Origin of the sequence: Bacillus mycoides, from assembly GCF_000832605.1 — a bacterium.
Taxonomy (GTDB): domain Bacteria; phylum Bacillota; class Bacilli; order Bacillales; family Bacillaceae_G; genus Bacillus_A; species Bacillus_A mycoides.
Map to the genome: position 1 here is coordinate 2301044 of NZ_CP009692.1, position 19430 is coordinate 2320473.

Genomic DNA, 19430 nt, shown 5'->3' on the forward strand with positions numbered 1-19430 from the left:
AATTCAACAACCTCATTACTTTTAGTGCTACTATGCTGAAACGAAAAATTATTCTATCAATTTTTTCTTTAATTTGTGCAGTACATATATTTCAAGTGGACAAAGTGGAAGCTAAAATGTTGTTAAGAAAAGAGCTAGAGCCAACTGGCTATGTAACATGGGAAGTGCCAAATAATGAAAAAATTATCGCAATTACATTTGATGATGGACCGGACCCAACTTATACACCGCAAGTATTAGAGTTATTACGTCAATATAAAGCGGAAGCGACTTTTTTTATGATTGGCTTTCGAGTTCAGCGTAATCCGTACTTAGTAAAGCAAGTGTTGAAAGAAGGGCATGAAATCGGAAATCATACGATGAATCATTTGTATGCGAGTAATTCATCAGATGAAAAATTAGAACATGATATTTTAAATGGAAAGAAATATTTTGAAAAATGGGTGAAAGAACCTTTATTGTTCCGTCCGCCAGGTGGATATATTAATGATGCTGTATTTACTACGGCAAAAAAAGCTGGGTATCAAATTGTTCTATGGTCATGGCATCAAGACCCTCGTGATTGGGCGAATCCGGGTACAGAATCCATAGTAAATCATGTTGTGAAAAATGCTAAAAGTGGAGATATTGTACTGTTGCACGATGGAGGAAGTGATCGTAGTCAAACAGTGGCGGCATTAGCAAAAATTTTACCTGAACTGAAAAAGCAGGGTTATCGATTTGTAACAGTTTCGGAGTTGTTACGTTATAAACATTAGAGAAAATCCCAAAAGGTATACCTTTTGGGATTTTTCGTTACTGATTCTTTTTTCGTTTCTTATTATTTTGTCGCTCTGCCGGAGTTAAAGGTTCATTTGCGAACTCTTCATTATAGCCAGTTCCTTGCCCTTGGGCGGATGCAGCATTCATTCCTGAAATAATATGATTGGCTTTTCTTTTACCCATTTTTCTCACCTCTATAATGTTTTTTATAGACGAACCATGAGTCGTTCATAGCATATATGAACGTAAAGTAAAACACTGAAAGAGTGCTTTACTTTATAGTAATAGTATTAATAAAGAGCATGGACACTATTCAAATTTAGAAAGATAAAGAAAACTTATGATAATCCATAAGTTTCTTATTATTTACTTATTTAGAAAGTTGTAATAAGATATTATCGTAAGGTATTGAAAAGTTTGTCTACATTTTATATTCAGACAAATTAGTCACGTTTAACAGGGGGGAAACATAATGGTCAAACATAATCCATTTCAATCACGTGCAACTTTTGAACTAGATGGAAAGACGTATCATTATTATCAATTGAAAGCGCTTGAAAACGCAGGGGTTGGCAACGTATCTCAATTACCATATTCCGTGAAAGTTTTACTTGAATCTGTACTTCGTCAAGTAGACGGACGCGTAATTACAGAAGAACATGTTACAAATTTAGCGAAATGGGGAACGAAAGATGTTCAAGATATCGATGTTCCGTTTAAACCATCTCGCGTAATCTTACAAGACTTCACAGGTGTTCCAGCTGTTGTAGATTTGGCTTCGCTTCGTAAAGCAATGGCAGATATGGGCGGAGATCCTGATAAAATTAATCCAGAAATTACTGTAGACCTTGTAATTGACCACTCTGTACAGGTTGATAGAGCGGGTACAGCGGACTCGCTTGCATTCAACATGGACTTAGAGTTTAAACGTAATGAAGAACGTTATAAATTTTTAAGCTGGGCACAGAAATCATTTGATAACTACCGTGCAGTTCCACCAGCAACAGGTATTGTACACCAAGTAAATCTTGAATATTTAGCACCGGTTGTTCATGCGGTGAAAAATGCTGAAGGTGACTTAGTTGCATACCCAGATTCATTAGTTGGAACTGACTCACATACAACAATGATTAATGGTATTGGTGTTCTTGGATGGGGCGTTGGTGGTATTGAAGCAGAAGCAGGAATGCTTGGACAGCCTTCATATTTCCCAGTACCTGAAGTAATCGGTGTGAAATTAACTGGTACACTTCCAAGTGGTACAACAGCAACTGACGTTGCATTAAAAGTAACACAAGTGTTACGTCAAAAAGGTGTAGTTGGTAAATTTGTTGAGTTCTTCGGTAATGGACTAAAGAGCATGCCTTTAGCTGACCGTGCAACAATTTCAAATATGGCACCAGAATACGGTGCAACTTGTGGATTCTTCCCAATCGACGATATTTCATTAGAATACTTACGTTTAACAGGTAGAGATGAAGAGCAAATTCGCGTTGTTGAAGAATATTGTAAAGCAAATGGCTTATTCTATACAGCAGACAGTAAAGATCCAATTTATACTGATCTTGTTGAAATTGATTTAAATACAATCGAATCTAATCTTTCTGGACCGAAACGTCCGCAAGATTTAATCCCACTTTCAAATATGAAAGAGGAGTTCCATAAAGCTGTTGTAGCACCAGTTGGAACACAAGGGCTTGGATTCAATGAGCAAGAGTTTGATAAAGAAGTGAAAGTTACATTGAAAGATCAAGAAGTAACGATGAAAACAGGTGGAATTGCAATCGCTGCAATTACAAGCTGTACAAATACGTCAAATCCGTACGTGTTAATTGGAGCAGGGTTAGTTGCGAAGAAAGCAATTGAAAAAGGACTTAAAGTACCTGGTTACGTAAAAACATCGTTAGCACCAGGATCTAAAGTTGTTACAGAGTACTTAGATAAGTCTGGTTTAACAACGTATTTAGATCAATTAGGTTTCCAAACAGTTGGTTACGGCTGTACGACTTGTATCGGTAACTCTGGTCCATTAGCAGAGGAATTAGAAGAAGCAATCGCAGCAAATGATTTATTAGTAACATCTGTTTTATCTGGTAACCGTAACTTTGAAGGTCGTATTCACCCACTTGTAAAGGCAAACTACTTAGCATCACCACCACTTGTTGTGGCATATGCACTTGCAGGTACTGTTGATATTGACCTGAAAAATGATGAAATCGGTAAAGATGTAAATGGTAATGCTGTTTACTTTAATGATATTTGGCCATCAGCTAAAGAAATTGAAGATGTAGTTCAAAGTGTTGTTACATCTGAATTGTTCAAAAAAGAATATGCACAAGTATTTAACAGCAATGAGCGCTGGAATGAAATCCAAACTTCAAATGAAGCTTTATATACTTGGGATAATGATTCAACATACATTCAAAACCCACCGTTCTTCGAAGGATTATCTAAAGAGCCAGGTGAAGTTGAAACGTTATCAGGTTTACGCATAGTTGGTAAATTTGGTGATTCTGTAACGACAGACCACATTTCACCAGCAGGTTCAATTGGTAAGCACACGCCAGCTGGACGTTATTTACTAGAAAACGGCGTACAACCAGTCGACTTTAACTCTTACGGTTCTCGTCGTGGTAACCATGAAGTTATGATGCGTGGTACATTTGCAAACATCCGTATTAAAAACCAAATCGCACCAGGAACAGAAGGCGGATATACAACATATTGGCCAACTGGTGAAGTAACATCTATCTATGATGCTGCGATGAAATATAAAGAAGATGGCACAGGCCTTCTAGTTGTTGCTGGTAAAGACTACGGTATGGGAAGTTCTCGTGACTGGGCTGCGAAAGGTACAAACTTATTAGGTATTAAAGCAGTAATCGCAGAAAGCTTCGAGCGTATTCACCGCAGTAACTTAGTATTAATGGGCGTATTACCATTACAATTTAAAGATGGCGACAGTGCTGAAACATTAGGTCTTGTTGGTGACGAGTCATTTGAAATTCAAATTGACAAAACGGTTAGACCACGCGATCTTGTAAAAGTAGTTGCAATCGATGCAGAAGGAAAAGAGAAGCAATTTGAAGTAGTAGCTCGTTTCGATAGTGAAGTTGAAATTGACTACTACCGTCACGGTGGTATCTTGCAAATGGTTCTTCGTTCGAAAATCGAAGAGTCTAAAGTGTCAAACTAAATAATTGAAATGAATGATAAGGAAGCTAACATTTGTTAGCTTCCTTACTTTATGTACAGAGGGAAAGGGATGAAACCATTTGGTTTCATCCCTTTCCTTTTATTATGCAAAATTGGGGGAATGACAATGAATGAGTATAGAAGAATAATGTTGCCGCTGTTGCAAGAAAAGCTATTGCTAATTAGTGCGATTTGTAGCGGAATAGTAGCTGCCATTTTAAATTTATCCCGTCCGCTATTTATGGGGCTAATTGTAGATAACATTATTCAGCGGGAGTTAAAAGGTACGTATGTATATATTGCTTTGTTTGCAGGGAGTCGATTTTTGATGTGGGTGAACAATCTGTTATTTGATTATGTAAGCTCAAAAGTAAGTCAGCGAATATTACGAGAGAAGCGTATAGATGTATTACGTCATTTTTTCTTATTACCGTTTGAAGAAAGTGAGAAGGTAAAACAAGGGGAGTTAGAAACATTAGTCGTTTCTAATATTCCGAATTGGGTAAGGTTATATGGATCTATATTAATAGAATACATCCACGCCATTGCACAATTTATTGGTGCGTTCATAGCTCTACAACATATCGATGTACAGTTCATATGGTGGATAACCCCGTTTTTATTTTTAAGTGCAATTGTTCCAATGCTTATGGGGGGAAAAGTAAGAAATATTGCAAGTATTGCTCAAAAAAATCAATCAAGTGTTGTAGAGATGATGTCACAGTTTGTAAAAGGTATACAAGATTTACGTAGCTTACAAAAAGAAAAATGGGCAATTCATTTGTTTAAAGGAGTGACGGCACAATCTTATAAAACAGAAGTAAGGAAGACGATGATACAACATTGTATTGGGATAGTTGGAACGGTAATAGAAACAGGAGCATATATAGTTGTTCTTATTATAGGAGCAAAAAAAATAATAAAAGGGGATATGGAAGCCGGTTCGCTTGTGGCGGTATTAGCTACAATTGAGATGTTATTTTTTCCTGTTCGTTATGCAAGTGATTTATTAATGATGACACAAGTTGCTATTGCTTCGGCAAATCGAGTTTTTTGTTTTTTAAATATAGGAGCTGAATACAGAAATGTAGAGAGAGCGATGGGAATGAGATTAACAAATGTTTCATTTCAAGAGAACGTCGAAGAGAGATGTAGAATTAAAAATATTCATTTGCAAATTAATCCTGGTGAACTCGTCATTATTGTAGGAGAAAGTGGTGCAGGAAAAACAACGCTTTTAAAATTAATAACGGGTGTGTATAAACCATCTAACGGTAGCATTGTTTATTATGGTAATGGGGCTCGTATGACTACAGTGTGGCAAGAACCTCGTTTCTTTCGGACGACAATAAAAGAGAATATGTATTTCGGTGAAGAGTATTTAGAAAACCAGTTAGCAAAAAATATTGAACTTGTAAATGTGAAGCCGATTATTAGGGATTTACCTGAAGGGATTCAAACTGTACTACATAAAAGCGGTGAAGAGTTTTCGGGAGGAGAGAGAAAACGTCTTGCGTTATTGCGAGCGATTGTATCAAATCCGAATCTTATTATTTTAGATGAACCGACTGCGGGATTAGATCCGAGCAATCAAGAAGTGGTTTGGAATATGCTTAAAGGGCTAGGGGGGAATGTAACGAGAATTGTGACGACACATGATGTAGAGAATGCGATGATAGCGGATCGGGTGGTTGTTATGAATAATGGGAGTATTGTGGAATGTGGGGATCCTAGAGAATTATTAAATTGTAAGTCATTGTTTAAAGAGATGCTAATAAAAAGATAAGAGCTACATAGCGCTCTTATCTTTATTCACTCTTATTAAGTTGATACGTATAAGACTCAGTATCGTTAGTACTAAACTCTTTTACTAGAGTAAGTTGATTTGTATCCGGATTATACTTGAAAATCTTGACTATACGTTCGCTACTTAGTGATGGATTATATTCTTGAATAGCAAATGTATTTTCAGCAATCTGTGTCATATTACTGGTGGAAATATTTTCTATGGAATCATGATTTGTAGAAATTTCAACGACTCGTTCACCGTTGAAAAATAAAAGAACGATTACTAAAATAACTAAACATATGCGTATATAGCGAAGTTCTTTACTAATAGGGTGTTCTCCCAAAACGATCATCTTTTCTGTAACTATTGTATAGTAGTGGTGGTAGTCATCGTGAAGAAACTAAGAATACCGAGACCAGCTAAAAGGATAAATGAGATTAAAGCGATATAGAGACAAATACGTCCCACTTGCTTTTTTTCAGGATCTTTACTGAAGAGCGAGATGATCCAAGTGATAATCCCGATTGGTGAAAATATAAAACTAAGAATATATAATAGTATTTTTTCAAATAAATTCATAAAAATCCCCCTTTTTGAAAGCTCTACATGTGCAGTTTTCTTCGTATTAGCGCTGCTGTTATGTAGGAAAGTACAGAATAAACAGCACTATAAACAATCCAAGCGTCTAAGTTTTGTAAAGCTAGGTGTATATTAAATTTAGAGACGATAATGAAAAATATAAGTGGAACAGTAAAAGAAATAATAATTGCAGCCCATTTGAATTTGTATAGTAAGGTGCTAAAAAAAATACAAAGTAATGGTAAAGTGAAAAAAACAAAAGTGAAAGGGTTGATAAGTAATTGTAAAATACATATCACCTCGCAAGTTTTGTATTTATTTCTAATTATATGATAAAAAGGGAAATATTTCATCCGGACTATAAATATTCTAACTATTTCGACTGTGAATATTTCCAAGCTTGTCCGTATAAGCTAAAATAAGGTATATAGTATTTTGGTGATTATGTAATAAGAAGATAAACACGTAAGGGTGATATAATATGTGGCGGAAGCTTACCATTATTGTAGTGTTACTTTGTTTAGCGGGATATGCAGCTTATGAACAGTTTGGTAAAGAGGATCAAGTAATGCAAGAAAAGCCTGCCAAAAGTGAAGCTGCTATGAAAGAGATTTTCGCAAGGAACGGTATTGAAATTGGAAAGAGCGCACCAGATTTTGAATTAGCAAAGATAGATGGAACGAATGTAAAGTTATCCAATTTAAAAGGAAAGAAAGTTATTTTAAACTTTTGGGCAACGTGGTGTGGGCCTTGTCAGCAAGAAATGCCTGATATGGAGGCCTTTTATAAAGAACATAAAGAAAACGTAGAAATTTTAGCTATAAACTATACTCCTTCAGAAAAAGGAGGGGGAGAAGAAAAGGTAAGGAACTTCGCTAAAGAAAAAGGAATTACTTTTCCTATTTTATTGGACAAGAACATTGATGTGACAACAGCGTATAAAGTAATTACCATTCCAACTTCTTATTTTATTGATACAGAAGGTGTCATTCAAGATAAGTTCATTGGACCGATGACGCAAAAAGAGATGGAGAAACGGATTGCTAAATTAAAATAACGGTGAAAAGGTAGAGGTGGAAAGTTACCATTTCTGCCTTTTCTTTTTCACGTAGTGATAGCAGCATGTTATGATAAAAGAAATATAAACGTTTAGAGGTAAAGGAGTGTTTGGAGTGGGGAATATATCCTTACCGTTAGATTATGTTGTAATTGATTTTGAAACAACAGGATTTAACCCTTATAATGATAAAATTATTCAAGTCGCAGCAGTGAAATATCATAATCATGAACTAGTAGATCAATTTGTTTCCTATGTGAATCCAGAGCTTTCAATTCCGGACCGAATAACGAGTTTAACAGGTATTACAAATTATCGTGTTTCAGATGCACCGACGATTGAAGAAGTATTACCTTTATTTTTAGCATTTTTACATACAAATGTTATTGTCGCTCATAATGCATCTTTTGATATGCGTTTTTTAAAAAGTAATGTAAATATGCTTGGACTACCTGAGCCTAAAAATAACGTTATTGATACTGTGTTTTTAGCGAAAAAATATATGAAGCATGCGCCTAATCATAAACTTGAAACGTTAAAACGAATGCTTGGAATTCGATTAAGTTCTCATAATGCATTTGACGACTGTATTACGTGTGCGGCTGTTTATCAAAAATGTGCAGCGGTTGAAGAAGAAGGAAAAAGAAAAGCGAATAAGGAAGTACTTGATGAAACAGCGGTATTTGAAGCAGTAAAAGAAATGCTTGTACGAAATAAACGTGATATTGAGTGGATTCGTTGTATGAATGTTGGGAGTTATTTAGATATAAAAGCCTTTTACCCAATTATAAGGTTAAAGGTCAAAGGGCGAAAGAAATATGTGTTAACAGAAAAAATGGAAGACGATGTAAGAGAAATTTGTACGAGCTTAACACACGAGGCAGCATTGAAAAGTGAGATTGGCAACACGAGAATTATGATTGACAGTGTAGAGGACATTTTGAAGCTAGAGAGCTACATTGTAGCAGAATACGATTCTGTATTACGAGCGCTGGATGAATATAGAGCAAATAAAGTAAATGCGGATGAAGAAATTAAAAAATATTTAAATACGATGGTGTAAAAAATCCCATGTGCAATATATGCGCATGGGATTTTTTATCAAAACATAAAATTTTCTTACAAATCTGATTAAAGAGTTTTTCATTTGCTCATACTATGTAATAAGAAAGCGTAGAAGAAAGGGTGAGCAACATGAGAAGAAGTCGCCGTAGATCGTTTGAAGAACTTGTAAATGAAAATAAACAACAATTATTAAGCGATCGTGATGCAATGGATCGAATTGAAAAACGAATTGAAAAACGTTATGAAATGAAACTTTTTAAGCAGGCTGAATAATTCTTAACACTAGTACGATACTAGTGTTAAGGAGGCGATAGTAATGGGTAATCCGAAAAAGAATTCAAAAGACTTTGCACCAAATCAAATTGGAACACAATCGAAAAAAGCTGGTGGCAACAAAGGAAAGCAAATGCAAGACCAAACTGGCAAACAACCAATTGTTGATAACGGTTAAAAAAAGGAGAATGTCATCATTCTCCTTTTTGTGTGTTTGGATAATATTATAAAAATATTTAAAAAGCTGACTTTCGTCAGCCTTTTTTCGTAATTGTAAAGTTTTCAACGAGTAAACGCCAATTTTGTGGGAATGGTAGACCGATCTTCCAGTAACTAATACCGCCAATGCCTTGTTCTTTCATTAAATTGAATTTACTTTGAATAGACCTCGAATCTTCAAACCAAACCTCGTGTTGTACGCCGTTTTCATCAAAGTAATTAAAATGTGGAGCTTGGGCTGTGAAATCATAGCGGATAGGAACATTGTATTTACGAGCAAGTGCAACAGCTGCGACAGAGCTAACTGCTTTTGCGGGTGGGTTCCCTTGTTTGAAAGGGAGTTTCCAATCAAATCCATATAAATTTTGCCCCATCATAATTTTTTGTGGGGGCATTTGAGATTTTGCATATTGAAGTACTTCTTTTACAGGACCAATAGGGGAAATCGCCATCGGTGGTCCACCTTGCCAACCCCAGTCGTATGTCATAATGACGACGAAATCAACAATTTGTCCTTGTGCTTTATAATCGTGAGCCTCAAAAAATTTCCCTTTTTGATTTGAGCTCGTTTTCGGTACAAGTGTTGTACTTAATGTGTACCCGCTAGGTAATCGTGTTTTCACATTTCGTAAAAAACGATTATACGCTTCGCGATCTTCAGGTGCCACACTCTCGAAATCGAAATGAATGTCTCGCATGCCATATTTTTCAGCTGTTTGCAAAATGTTAGTAATAAACTTGTTTTGAATTGTTGCATCGCGTAAAATAACCGAGGTCAGATCGGCACTGAAATTTCCATTTTCAATATTTGTAATAACGAGCATAGGGATGGTGTTACCTTGCGTTGCAATATTAGCGATTTTCGCTGTTTCCGTCGGTTCTTTTAAAGTGCCGTCTCTTTTTGCTTCAAAGCTGAAGTAGGCTAAATATGTTAAAAATGGATTAATAGCACGTGTAGCATTTACTAAACTTTCTTTTATCGGTATTGTTGAAGGCTGTAAATAAGCAATGGATTCTACTGCTCGTTTTGTTCCTTTCGGTATATATAATTGCTGTCCGACATGGAGAATAGATTTTAATGAAAGGTTATTAACTTTAGCTAAACTGGCGAGAGGGACGTTATACGTTTGAGAAATTCGATAAAGGCTGTCACCTGGCTGTACATAATAATTATTGCCTTTTGTATTAACGATAAGTGCCTGACCAACAACGAGTGTTTCAGCTGGATTTAGTCCATTGTCTTTTACAATTTCTTCAGGTGTAGATCCGTACTTTGATGCTAAACCATAAACACTATCACCGCTACGAACAGTTACAATTTGGATCATGTGCTTGCCCCTTTCGGTAAAAGATTCACTGTTTTTATTTTATTTTTGATTCCTCTGTATTATGATTAAATGTATGCAAGGTAGCAGAAGTGAAAGAAGGCGAATAGAAATGTTTGTAGCAGAACATGAAGTTGAAATCCGCTATGCGGAAACAGACCAGATGGGTGTTGTTTACCATTCAAACTATTTAGTGTGGCTAGAACTTGGGCGCACTAAACTTATACAAGAATTAGGATTTTCATATGTTGAAATGGAGAAAGAGGGAATTATTTCTCCTGTATTAGACTTGCAAATTTCATATCGTAAAGCGATGCGTTACGGAGAAAAAGCTATTGTGAAAACGTGGGTTGATACTGTGAGCCCGCTCCGCGTTGTATATGGATATGAAATTTATAATGGTGATGGCGAACTTTGTATTACTGCAAGCACGACGAATATTTGTGCGAAAAAAGAAGGGTTCCGCCCTGTATCATTTAAAAAATTATATCCTGAGTGGTATGCGAAATATGAGGAAATTAAAAAGAAATAAAGTGAAACTTTAATCAGTGGGGGTCTTACTACCCGCAAATAGCGGGATAAAAAAAGCGTGGCAGAAGCCACGCTTTTTTATTTTTCATAATTAAATTGAGGGAAATCATCACCGTCGTTAAGTGTAACTAATAAATTATGTCCATCGAAGAACCACTCATCATCGCCTTCAATAAAGAAGTTAATACCTTCTTCTTGAGTTTGAACAGCAGGGTGCGCAGGGTCATCTTTACGAATACCTAAAGAAAGTCCTTTTTGCACAGTACTGCAACCGCCGTATTGTACGAAAAGGCGGATTGTTTCACCCGATTGTAAGTTTAATTCGTTTTTATACCATTGTGCTGCTTCTTTTGTTACGGAAAGATTCATGTATAGTTCCTCCAAATTATGTTGCTTTTTCTTTTAGTATAAAAAATAACGCAAAAAGACGCTATTAATATGCTTCACGTTTTCTTTTTGCGTTATGTGGGTTACGATCTTATTTTTGCTTTTTTGAAAAGTTTGCTTTTGGTTCAGTTTTATTTATAATTCGTCCGATATTTGCACGGTGTTTATAAATAACCATACCTGCTAATAAACACATCGCAATAATGAAGATTTTATCCCCGCTAACAATGGATGCAATAACAGCAACGACAGCTGTTATCATAGAAGAAAGTGATACGTATCTTGTTGTAAATAAAAGGCTGAAAAAGACAACAGCTAATATTGCAAAAACAACTGGTGAATAGCATAATAGCACCCCAGCAGAAGTTGCAACTGCTTTCCCCCCGCGGAATTTTGCGAAGATCGGATAGACATGTCCAAGAACAGCGGCTAATCCAAACCATAGTGGGTGAATATCTGACCCGAAAATAATCGGTAGACCTGTTGCTAATGTACCTTTTAAAATGTCAGCAATTGTTACGATAAAACCTGCTTTTTTCCCTAATGTACGGAATGTATTTGTTCCGCCTAGATTACCGCTTCCATGCTCACGAATGTCGATTCCATAACCAATTTTTCCAACGACTAATGCAAATGGAATCGAACCGAGTAGATAGGCAACGATAAATAAAAGATATGTAATAACCATGAGTTCAGTCTCCTTTATACAAATGTGTTGATAAAGGGTAAAAAGAGTTTTTCCCATTTATTGTACCATACATTTGTAAAGAGCACATTTCTTTTTTATAAATGAAAAAGTCATTAATTTTTAAAAAAACTTTCACAGGAATGTTACATTTTTCACAGGAACAGAAGAACTATATGTTGTATGATTTTAATCAAAAGACAACAACATGTTGGTGGAGGGTTATGAATGTTGAAACAAAATTTACGTGGAGAAGAATTAATGAAAGTATTTGAGACAATTATCCACGGTAATGAACAAGATTTAATGCAGGAAAATGCAAATGTAGATGGTCGATCTCCAATGGGAGTAATGGGAACGTTCGCATCTGAGAGCGCAAAATATTATGCAGTAGAAAAATTATTATCAGATCAAGTGAAAAAAGCGATAGATCAAAATATATTATATCCACATGATTTAGATTTTTATGCAACAGGAACGACGACTTGTTCGCAAATTCCGTTAGCGCAAATGCTAGCTAACGGTTTTCATACTGGACATGGACATATGAGACAACCGCAAGACATTAAAAGTGCGTTGGCGCTTTCTTCAATTATTTTTCAGGCGAATCAAAATATGCAGCACGGTGGTCAATCGTTTGCACTCTTTGATATTGATTTAGCTCCATATGTGAGAAAAACAGTAAAGAGACATAAAAAACGACTACAGTCATATCCGCTTACGAAAGAACAAATAGAGGAATTTGCATGGAAAGAGACAGAAAATGATACGTATCAGGCGTGTGAGGCTTTCGTTCATAATTCAAATAGTATGCATAGTAGGGGCGGGGGACAAGTACCATTTATTTCTATTAACTACGGAACAGACACATCGAAAGAGGGAAGACTTTTAATTAAGCAACTTTTAAAAGCGACGCAAGCTGGACTTGGTAAAGGGGAAACACCGATTTTTCCTATTCAAATTTTCAAAATGAAAAAAGGCGTGAACTTTGAAGAGTGTGATCCGAACTATGATTTATTTGAATTAGCGTTAGAAACGACCGCTGAGCGATTATTCCCTAACTTTTCGTTTTTAGATGCTCCGTTTAATGCTGTGCATTATGATGGTCGACCTGAAAGTGAAGTATGTTATATGGGGTGCCGTACTCGTGTTATGTCTAATATACATGGGGAAGAAACAGCAATTGGAAGAGGGAATTTATCGTTTACTTCTATTAATTTAGTGAAATTAGCGCTAATTAGTGGTTCAAAAGAAGCGTTTTTTGAAGCGCTAAGTTATTATTTAGATTTAGGCGTTAAGCAATTATTAGAGAGATTTGCTTATCAATGTACAAAGAGAGCAAGAGATTTTCAGTTCTTATATTCACAAGGTGTATGGCGTGGTGGAGAGACGTTACAACCTGAAGATGCTGTGGCACCGATTTTAAAACAAGGGACGTTAAGTCTTGGTTTTATCGGTCTTGCAGAATGTTTAGTAGCGTTAACTGGAAAGCATCATGGAGAAAATGAAGAATCGTGGAAGCTTGGATATGAAATTATTTCCTTTATGAGAGAGAGAATGGATAAGGCGATGGAAGAACATCAACTCAATTTCTCTGTAATTGCAACGCCAGCAGAAGGGTTATCAGGAAAGTTTGTGAAAAAAGATAGAGAAGAATTTGGTGTAATTAGCGGTGTGACAAATCATAATTATTATACAAATTCGTTCCATGTACCGGTGTATTACAATATTCAAGCGATAGATAAAATTCGATTAGAAGGACCGTTCCACGCTCTTTGTAATGGCGGACATATTACGTACATTGAACTAGATGGTGCAGCTGTGCATAATCAAAAAGCGTTAAAGCAAATTGTACAAGCGATGGCGCAGTACGGAGTGGGGTACGGTTCAATTAACCATCCTGTTGATCGTTGTAAGTGCTGTAGTTATCATGGCATTATCGGGAATGAATGTCCGAGTTGCGGGAATGAAGATGAGAATGAAATAGAAAGAATTCGCCGCATAACAGGATATCTTGTTGGAGATATGTCAAAGTGGAATAGCGCGAAACGTAGTGAAGAGATGGATCGGGTGAAGCATAAATGAAAGTTATGAATATCATTCATGATAGTGTAGTAGATGGAGAAGGATTGCGGACAGTCGTGTTTTTTGCGGGCTGTCCGCATCGTTGTATCGGTTGCCATAATCCGCAATCATGGAATGTTTGCAATGGAACTGAAATGACGGTAGAAGAAATTGTGAAAGAGATTGAAAAAAATTCATTAACCGATGTAACATTTTCAGGCGGAGATCCATTTTTTCAAGCTGCTGAAGTGAAAAAAGTAGCAAAAGCAGTGAAGGATTTGAGAAAAAATCTATGGATTTATACAGGTTACAGGTTAGAAGAGATACAGAGTGCTCAAAATAATGATATGATAGAATTGTTACATTATGGGGATGTTTTGGTCGATGGAAGATTTGAACTTGATAAAAAAGATTTAACACTTCCATTTCGCGGAAGCTCCAATCAACGTATAATTCGATTGAAAGAGTAAAAAGGCGGGATAGGTTATATGAATAAAACAGTATTACTTGTTGAAGATGAAAGAAGATTACGTGAAATTGTTAGTGATTATTTTCGTAATGAAGGCTTTGAAGTAATCGAAGCGGAAGATGGAAAAAAAGCGCTAGAATTATTTGCTGAACATACAATTGATTTAATTATGTTAGATATTATGTTACCAGAAATAGATGGTTGGTCTGTTTGTAGACGAATTAGAAAAGAGTCAGCGGTACCAATTATTATGCTGACAGCACGTTCTGATGAGGATGATACATTACTAGGCTTTGAACTAGGTGCAGATGAGTATGTAACAAAACCTTTTAGTCCGAAAGTGTTAGTAGCTCGTGCAAAGACGTTATTGAAACGTGCGGATGGAGCGGTAGGAGTATCAGAAGAAAATACTATGTCTTTAGCTGGAATAGAAGTAAATCGACTATCTAGAACAGTTTTAGTAGATGGTGAAGAAATTATATTGACACATAAGGAGTTTGAACTTCTTGTTTATTTAATGGAGAACAAAGGAATTGTGTTGTCACGTCAACATTTATTAGATCAGTTATGGGGATATGATTACTACGGTGATGACCGAACGGTTGATACACATATTAAAAAACTGCGAAATAAGCTAGGAGATAAGGCGAGGCATATCGGCACTGTTATTCGAGTAGGTTACAAATTCGAAGAATAACCTTTAAGTTACTATGCATCCCGGCTTTGGGATATAGCAAATTTACACTCTCCTTTGTAGGTGGAATGTACAAAAAATACTTTTCTTGTCTACAATGGTAGATAGGAGTATTTTTTTAATTGGATTTCACGATGAGTTCACAAGAAGGACACAAAATGTGACTATACTGAAAGTACGAATTCACCAGGGAGGGGAAATAAAACATGGGATATTACGACGGACCGAATTTGAATGAAGAGCATAGTGAAACGAGAGAAGTGAAAAAATCAGGTAGTAAAAAAGGATATTTTTTCACAGGTTTAGTTGGAGCTGTAGTCGGGGCGGTTTCGATTAGTTTTGCAGCACCGTACATGCCATGGGTGCAAAATAATGATGCAGCTGTTTCGTCATTCAATTCTAATAAACAAGTAGAAGGAACTGTAGTTCCAGTTGTAAATAAAGCGAAAAATGAAACTGATTTACCGGGAATGATCGAAGGCGCGAAGGATGTTGTTGTAGGTGTTATTAATATGCAACAAAGTGTTGATCCATTTGCAATGCAACCGACAGGCCAAGAGCAACAAGCTGGCTCAGGATCAGGTGTTATTTATAAAAAAGCAGGAAATAAAGCGTATATTGTAACGAACAACCATGTAGTAGATGGAGCAAATAAACTTGCTGTAAAACTAAGTGATGGTAAAAAGGTAGATGCAAAGCTTGTAGGGAAAGACCCTTGGTTAGATTTAGCGGTTGTAGAAATTGATGGATCTAATGTAAATAAAGTTGCCACTTTAGGTGATTCAAGTAAACTTCGTGCGGGTGAAAAAGCGATTGCAATCGGTAACCCACTAGGGTTTGATGGAAGTGTAACAGAAGGTATTATTAGTAGCAAAGAACGTGAAATTCCAGTAGATATTGATGGCGATAAGCGTGCAGATTGGAATGCTCAAGTTATTCAAACAGATGCAGCGATTAACCCAGGTAATAGTGGTGGTGCGTTATTTAACCAAAACGGTGAAATAATTGGGATTAATTCAAGTAAAATTGCACAACAAGAAGTTGAAGGAATTGGATTTGCTATTCCAATTAATATTGCAAAGCCAGTTATTGAATCCCTTGAAAAAGACGGAGTAGTGAAGCGTCCAGCTCTTGGAGTAGGTGTCGTTTCATTAGAAGATGTGCAAGCTTATGCAGTAAATCAATTAAAGGTGCCAAAAGAAGTAACAAATGGAGTTGTATTAGGTAAAATCTATCCAATATCACCAGCGGAAAAAGCTGGTTTAGAGCAATATGATATAGTAGTAGCGTTAGATGATCAAAAAGTAGAGAATTCACTTCAATTCCGTAAATATTTATATGAAAAGAAAAAAGTAGGCGAGAAAGTAGAAGTTACATTCTACCGAAACGGTCAAAAAATGACGAAAACAGCTACATTAGCAGATAATTCAGCTACAAAAAATCAATAAAGGTAAACTTTAATCAGTGGAGAGTTCTCTTCCTTCTGCTTATTAGCGTACATCAATCGGAATAAAAGAAAGTCTCTTTCATGTTGAAAGAGACTTTCTTTATCGGATATACTAAAGGAATAGGAGGGATTAATTATGACAATTGAAAACCCAACTCGTACGGAAATTGGTGAAGTATTGAAGAAAAGTAAAACGATTGCGGTTGTTGGATTATCAGATAAACCAGAACGTACATCGTATATGGTTTCAAAAGCAATGCAAGATGCAGGGTACCGCATTATACCGGTAAATCCAACAGTTGATGAAGTCCTTGGAGAAAAGGCAGTTCCTTCACTGGCGGATATTAAAGAACATGTTGATATCGTAAACGTATTTCGCCGTTCAGAATTTTTAATGGGTGTTGCGAAAGAGTTTGTAGAGATTGATGCAGATCTTTTTTGGGCACAACTAGGAGTACAAGATGAAGATACATATAAACTTTTAAAAGAAAAAGACTATACTGTAATAATGGACCGTTGTATTAAAGTAGAACATGCGATGACAAAATAGTATAGATTTTAAAGATAGAAAGATTGATTCAGCCCTCGTTATAGATAAGTAGGGCCGATGAACGAGGTGTTCATCATGAGATTTTTTAAAGGCTGTTTTTGGGGATTGTTACTTGTTATCCCGTTTTGGATATTGATCATTTGGATCATGATAAAGGTTTGGAATGTGTAATCTTGGAATACATATCCATTTCTCGTTGACAAACGATTATTTTTCTGAAATAGTAGCCTAGAGGAATCCTTGTGAAAAAACAAGGATTTTTCTATTGAAAATGGTATATAAAAGAGATAAGATAACTTGCCAAAACTATAGTCGAGGCGTTATTCTATAATAGAAACATATGTTCTGATTTGATTAGGAAAGGGGCAAGGAGTTTGGCGAAGCATCAGTTCCAATATAATGAAGATGCAATTCAAGTGTTAGAAGGACTTGAAGCCGTTCGAAAACGCCCGGGTATGTATATCGGGAGTACGGATAGCCGTGGATTGCATCATTTAGTATATGAAATAGTAGATAACTCCGTTGATGAAGCATTAGCGGGATTTGGCGACGAAATTTCTGTCGTAATACATAAAGATAATAGTATTAGCGTAATTGATAAAGGGCGAGGAATGCCTACGGGAATGCATAAGCTTGGAAAGCCGACACCTGAAGTTATTTTAACTGTACTTCATGCTGGTGGTAAGTTTGGCCAAGGAGGCTATAAAACGAGTGGTGGTTTACACGGTGTTGGGGCATCAGTTGTAAACGCCTTATCAGAATGGCTAGTAGTAACGATTAAGCGAGATGGTAGCATTTATGAACAACGCTTTGAAAATGGTGGTACTCCTGCAACGACGTTAGAGAAAATCGGGAAAACGAAAGAGTCTGGTACAACGATGCACTTCAAACCAGATACAACTATTTTCAGCACAACAAATTATAATTATGAAACATTATGTGAGAGATTACGTGAATCTGCATTCTTATTAAAAGGAATGAAAATCTCGATAAAAGATGAACGTAATGATTTAGAAGATGTGTTTCATTATGAAACAGGAATTGAGGCTTTCGTTTCATACTTAAACGAAGAAAAAGATTCGATTCATCCAGTTGTATATTTCTCGGGTGAGCAAAATGGAATTGAAGCAGAGTTAGCGTTTCAGTTTAATGATGGTTACTCAGAAAACATTCTTTCGTTTGTAAATAATGTACGTACAAAAGACGGTGGTACACACGAAGCTGGATTTAAAACAGCAATGACACGTGTGTTCAATGAGTATGCTCGTAAAGTTTCTTTATTAAAAGAAAAAGACAAAAATTTAGAGGGTACAGATATTCGAGAAGGATTAGCTTCGATTGTTTCTGTACGTGTACCAGAAGACGTACTCCAGTTTGAAGGGCAAACGAAAGGGAAACTAGGTACAAGTGAAGCTCGTTCTTCAATTGATGCAATTGTATCTGAGCATTTAGCTTACTTTTTAGAAGAAAACCCGGATGTAGCTACACTTCTTGTGAGAAAGGCAATTAAAGCAGCACAAGCACGTGAGGCTGCTCGTAAAGCGAGAGAAGAAGCGCGTACTGGTAAGAAGAAGAAAAAATCAGAAGGTACTTTAAGCGGGAAGTTAACACCTGCACAATCACGTAATCCTCAGAAAAACGAATTGTATTTAGTAGAGGGTGACTCGGCTGGTGGTTCAGCAAAGCAAGGGCGAGATCGTCGTTTCCAAGCGGTACTACCATTACGTGGTAAAGTAATTAACACGGAAAAAGCAAAGCTTGCTGATATTTTTAAGAACGAAGAGATCAATACGATTATTTACGCAATTGGCGGAGGCGTAGGGAATGAGTTCGCTGTTGAAGATATTAACTACGATAAAGTTGTTATTATGACCGATGCAGATACGGATGGAGCACATATTCAAGTGTTACTACTGACGTTCTTCTACCGTTATATGAAACCACTTATTGAAGCTGGTAAAGTATTTATCGCACTTCCACCTTTATATAAAGTAAGTAAAGGAAAAGGGAAAAGTGAAGTAATTGAATATGCATGGTCTGATGAAGAATTAGGTGATGTAACGAAAAAGGTCGGTAAAGGCTACATGTTGCAGCGCTATAAAGGACTTGGCGAAATGAATGCCGATCAATTATGGGAAACAACGATGAACCCTGAAACACGTACGTTAATCCGTGTGAAAATTGACGATGCATCAAGAGCTGAGCGCCGAGTTACGACATTGATGGGGGATAAAGTAGAACCTCGCCGTAAATGGATTGAGCGTAATGTACAATTTGGTATGCAAGAAGAAGGAAATATTTTAGAAAATGAAATGATTATGGAGATGGAGGTGGAATAA

Annotated in this window: 20 protein-coding genes; 14 read left to right on the forward strand and 6 right to left on the reverse strand. The window is 36.3% G+C overall.

Features of this window, described 5'->3' with window-relative positions; translation table 11 throughout:
- Nucleotides 1-32 precede the first annotated feature (32 nt).
- Nucleotides 33-758 carry a polysaccharide deacetylase family sporulation protein PdaB gene (gene pdaB / locus BG05_RS13850; protein WP_002066634.1) on the forward strand — a complete coding sequence of 242 codons (726 nt, stop codon included), beginning with the start codon at nt 33-35 and terminating at the stop codon, nt 756-758.
- A gap of 37 nt (nt 759-795) precedes the next feature.
- On the opposite strand, the gene sspO is transcribed toward pdaB, so the two are convergent.
- Nucleotides 796-945 (reverse strand): small acid-soluble spore protein O, encoded by a 150-nt coding sequence (gene sspO / locus BG05_RS13855; protein WP_002033549.1) that lies wholly within the window; start codon nt 943-945, stop codon nt 796-798.
- 289 nt (nt 946-1234) lie between these two features.
- On the opposite strand from sspO, the gene acnA reads away from it, so the two are divergent.
- Nucleotides 1235-3958 (forward strand): aconitate hydratase AcnA, encoded by a 2724-nt coding sequence (gene acnA, locus BG05_RS13860; RefSeq protein WP_002014285.1) that lies wholly within the window; start codon nt 1235-1237, stop codon nt 3956-3958.
- A 69-nt stretch (nt 3959-4027) separates the two neighbouring features.
- On the forward strand, nt 4028-5743 hold the full coding sequence (locus BG05_RS13865) for an ABC transporter ATP-binding protein (RefSeq protein ID WP_002185173.1): 1716 nt from the start codon (nt 4028-4030) through the stop codon (nt 5741-5743).
- A gap of 22 nt (nt 5744-5765) precedes the next feature.
- Here BG05_RS13865 and BG05_RS13870 read toward each other — a convergent pair whose 3' ends face one another.
- Nucleotides 5766-6098, reverse strand: a complete 333-nt coding sequence (locus tag BG05_RS13870) for a YmzC family protein (protein WP_003190802.1) — start codon at nt 6096-6098, stop codon at nt 5766-5768.
- Between the two features lie 11 nt (nt 6099-6109).
- Nucleotides 6110-6325 (reverse strand): hypothetical protein, encoded by a 216-nt coding sequence (locus tag BG05_RS13875; RefSeq protein WP_002121369.1) that lies wholly within the window; start codon nt 6323-6325, stop codon nt 6110-6112.
- Nucleotides 6326-6806: 481 nt separating this feature from the next.
- Here BG05_RS13875 and BG05_RS13885 point away from each other — a divergent pair, with 481 nt between their 5' ends.
- From BG05_RS13885 to sspN, 4 genes are all read left to right on the forward strand, one after another.
- Complete coding sequence (locus BG05_RS13885; RefSeq protein WP_002128499.1) at nt 6807-7382, forward strand: TlpA family protein disulfide reductase; 576 nt, start codon at nt 6807-6809, stop codon at nt 7380-7382.
- Nucleotides 7383-7497: 115 nt separating this feature from the next.
- Nucleotides 7498-8445, forward strand: a complete 948-nt coding sequence (locus tag BG05_RS13890; RefSeq protein ID WP_002128498.1) for a 3'-5' exonuclease — start codon at nt 7498-7500, stop codon at nt 8443-8445.
- A gap of 131 nt (nt 8446-8576) precedes the next feature.
- Complete coding sequence (locus tag BG05_RS29565; RefSeq protein WP_002014298.1) at nt 8577-8720, forward strand: FbpB family small basic protein; 144 nt, start codon at nt 8577-8579, stop codon at nt 8718-8720.
- Between the two features lie 43 nt (nt 8721-8763).
- Nucleotides 8764-8898, forward strand: coding sequence for an acid-soluble spore protein SspN (gene sspN, locus BG05_RS13900; RefSeq protein ID WP_000527988.1), 135 nt, complete (start codon nt 8764-8766; stop codon nt 8896-8898).
- 76 nt (nt 8899-8974) lie between these two features.
- On the opposite strand, the gene BG05_RS13905 is transcribed toward sspN, so the two are convergent.
- On the reverse strand, nt 8975-10267 hold the full coding sequence (locus BG05_RS13905) for a glycoside hydrolase family 18 protein (RefSeq protein WP_002066644.1): 1293 nt from the start codon (nt 10265-10267) through the stop codon (nt 8975-8977).
- A gap of 109 nt (nt 10268-10376) precedes the next feature.
- On the opposite strand from BG05_RS13905, the gene BG05_RS13910 reads away from it, so the two are divergent.
- Nucleotides 10377-10796, forward strand: coding sequence for an acyl-CoA thioesterase (locus BG05_RS13910; RefSeq protein WP_002128497.1), 420 nt, complete (start codon nt 10377-10379; stop codon nt 10794-10796).
- 77 nt (nt 10797-10873) lie between these two features.
- Here BG05_RS13910 and BG05_RS13915 read toward each other — a convergent pair whose 3' ends face one another.
- Together BG05_RS13915 and plsY are read right to left on the reverse strand one after the other, a co-directional pair.
- Nucleotides 10874-11164, reverse strand: a complete 291-nt coding sequence (locus BG05_RS13915; RefSeq protein ID WP_002033558.1) for a HesB/YadR/YfhF family protein — start codon at nt 11162-11164, stop codon at nt 10874-10876.
- A gap of 109 nt (nt 11165-11273) precedes the next feature.
- Entirely contained in the window at nt 11274-11870 is a 597-nt protein-coding gene (gene plsY / locus BG05_RS13920; protein ID WP_002014306.1) for a glycerol-3-phosphate 1-O-acyltransferase PlsY, read from the reverse strand.
- A 225-nt stretch (nt 11871-12095) separates the two neighbouring features.
- On the opposite strand from plsY, the gene BG05_RS13925 reads away from it, so the two are divergent.
- The 6 genes from BG05_RS13925 (at nt 12096) to parE (ending at nt 19430) form a co-directional block, all read left to right on the forward strand.
- Nucleotides 12096-13952 (forward strand): anaerobic ribonucleoside triphosphate reductase, encoded by a 1857-nt coding sequence (locus tag BG05_RS13925; RefSeq protein ID WP_002185177.1) that lies wholly within the window; start codon nt 12096-12098, stop codon nt 13950-13952.
- Entirely contained in the window at nt 13949-14401 is a 453-nt protein-coding gene (nrdG, locus tag BG05_RS13930; RefSeq protein ID WP_002185180.1) for an anaerobic ribonucleoside-triphosphate reductase activating protein, read from the forward strand. Before BG05_RS13925 ends, nrdG begins: the two co-directional genes overlap by 4 nt.
- Nucleotides 14402-14419: 18 nt before the next feature.
- Nucleotides 14420-15097 carry a response regulator transcription factor gene (locus BG05_RS13935; RefSeq protein ID WP_002185181.1) on the forward strand — a complete coding sequence of 226 codons (678 nt, stop codon included), beginning with the start codon at nt 14420-14422 and terminating at the stop codon, nt 15095-15097.
- A 203-nt stretch (nt 15098-15300) separates the two neighbouring features.
- Nucleotides 15301-16542 (forward strand): S1C family serine protease, encoded by a 1242-nt coding sequence (locus tag BG05_RS13940; RefSeq protein ID WP_002185182.1) that lies wholly within the window; start codon nt 15301-15303, stop codon nt 16540-16542.
- A gap of 135 nt (nt 16543-16677) precedes the next feature.
- Complete coding sequence (locus tag BG05_RS13945; RefSeq protein ID WP_003190815.1) at nt 16678-17091, forward strand: CoA-binding protein; 414 nt, start codon at nt 16678-16680, stop codon at nt 17089-17091.
- A gap of 374 nt (nt 17092-17465) precedes the next feature.
- Nucleotides 17466-19430, forward strand: coding sequence for a DNA topoisomerase IV subunit B (parE, locus tag BG05_RS13950; RefSeq protein WP_002185183.1), 1965 nt, complete (start codon nt 17466-17468; stop codon nt 19428-19430).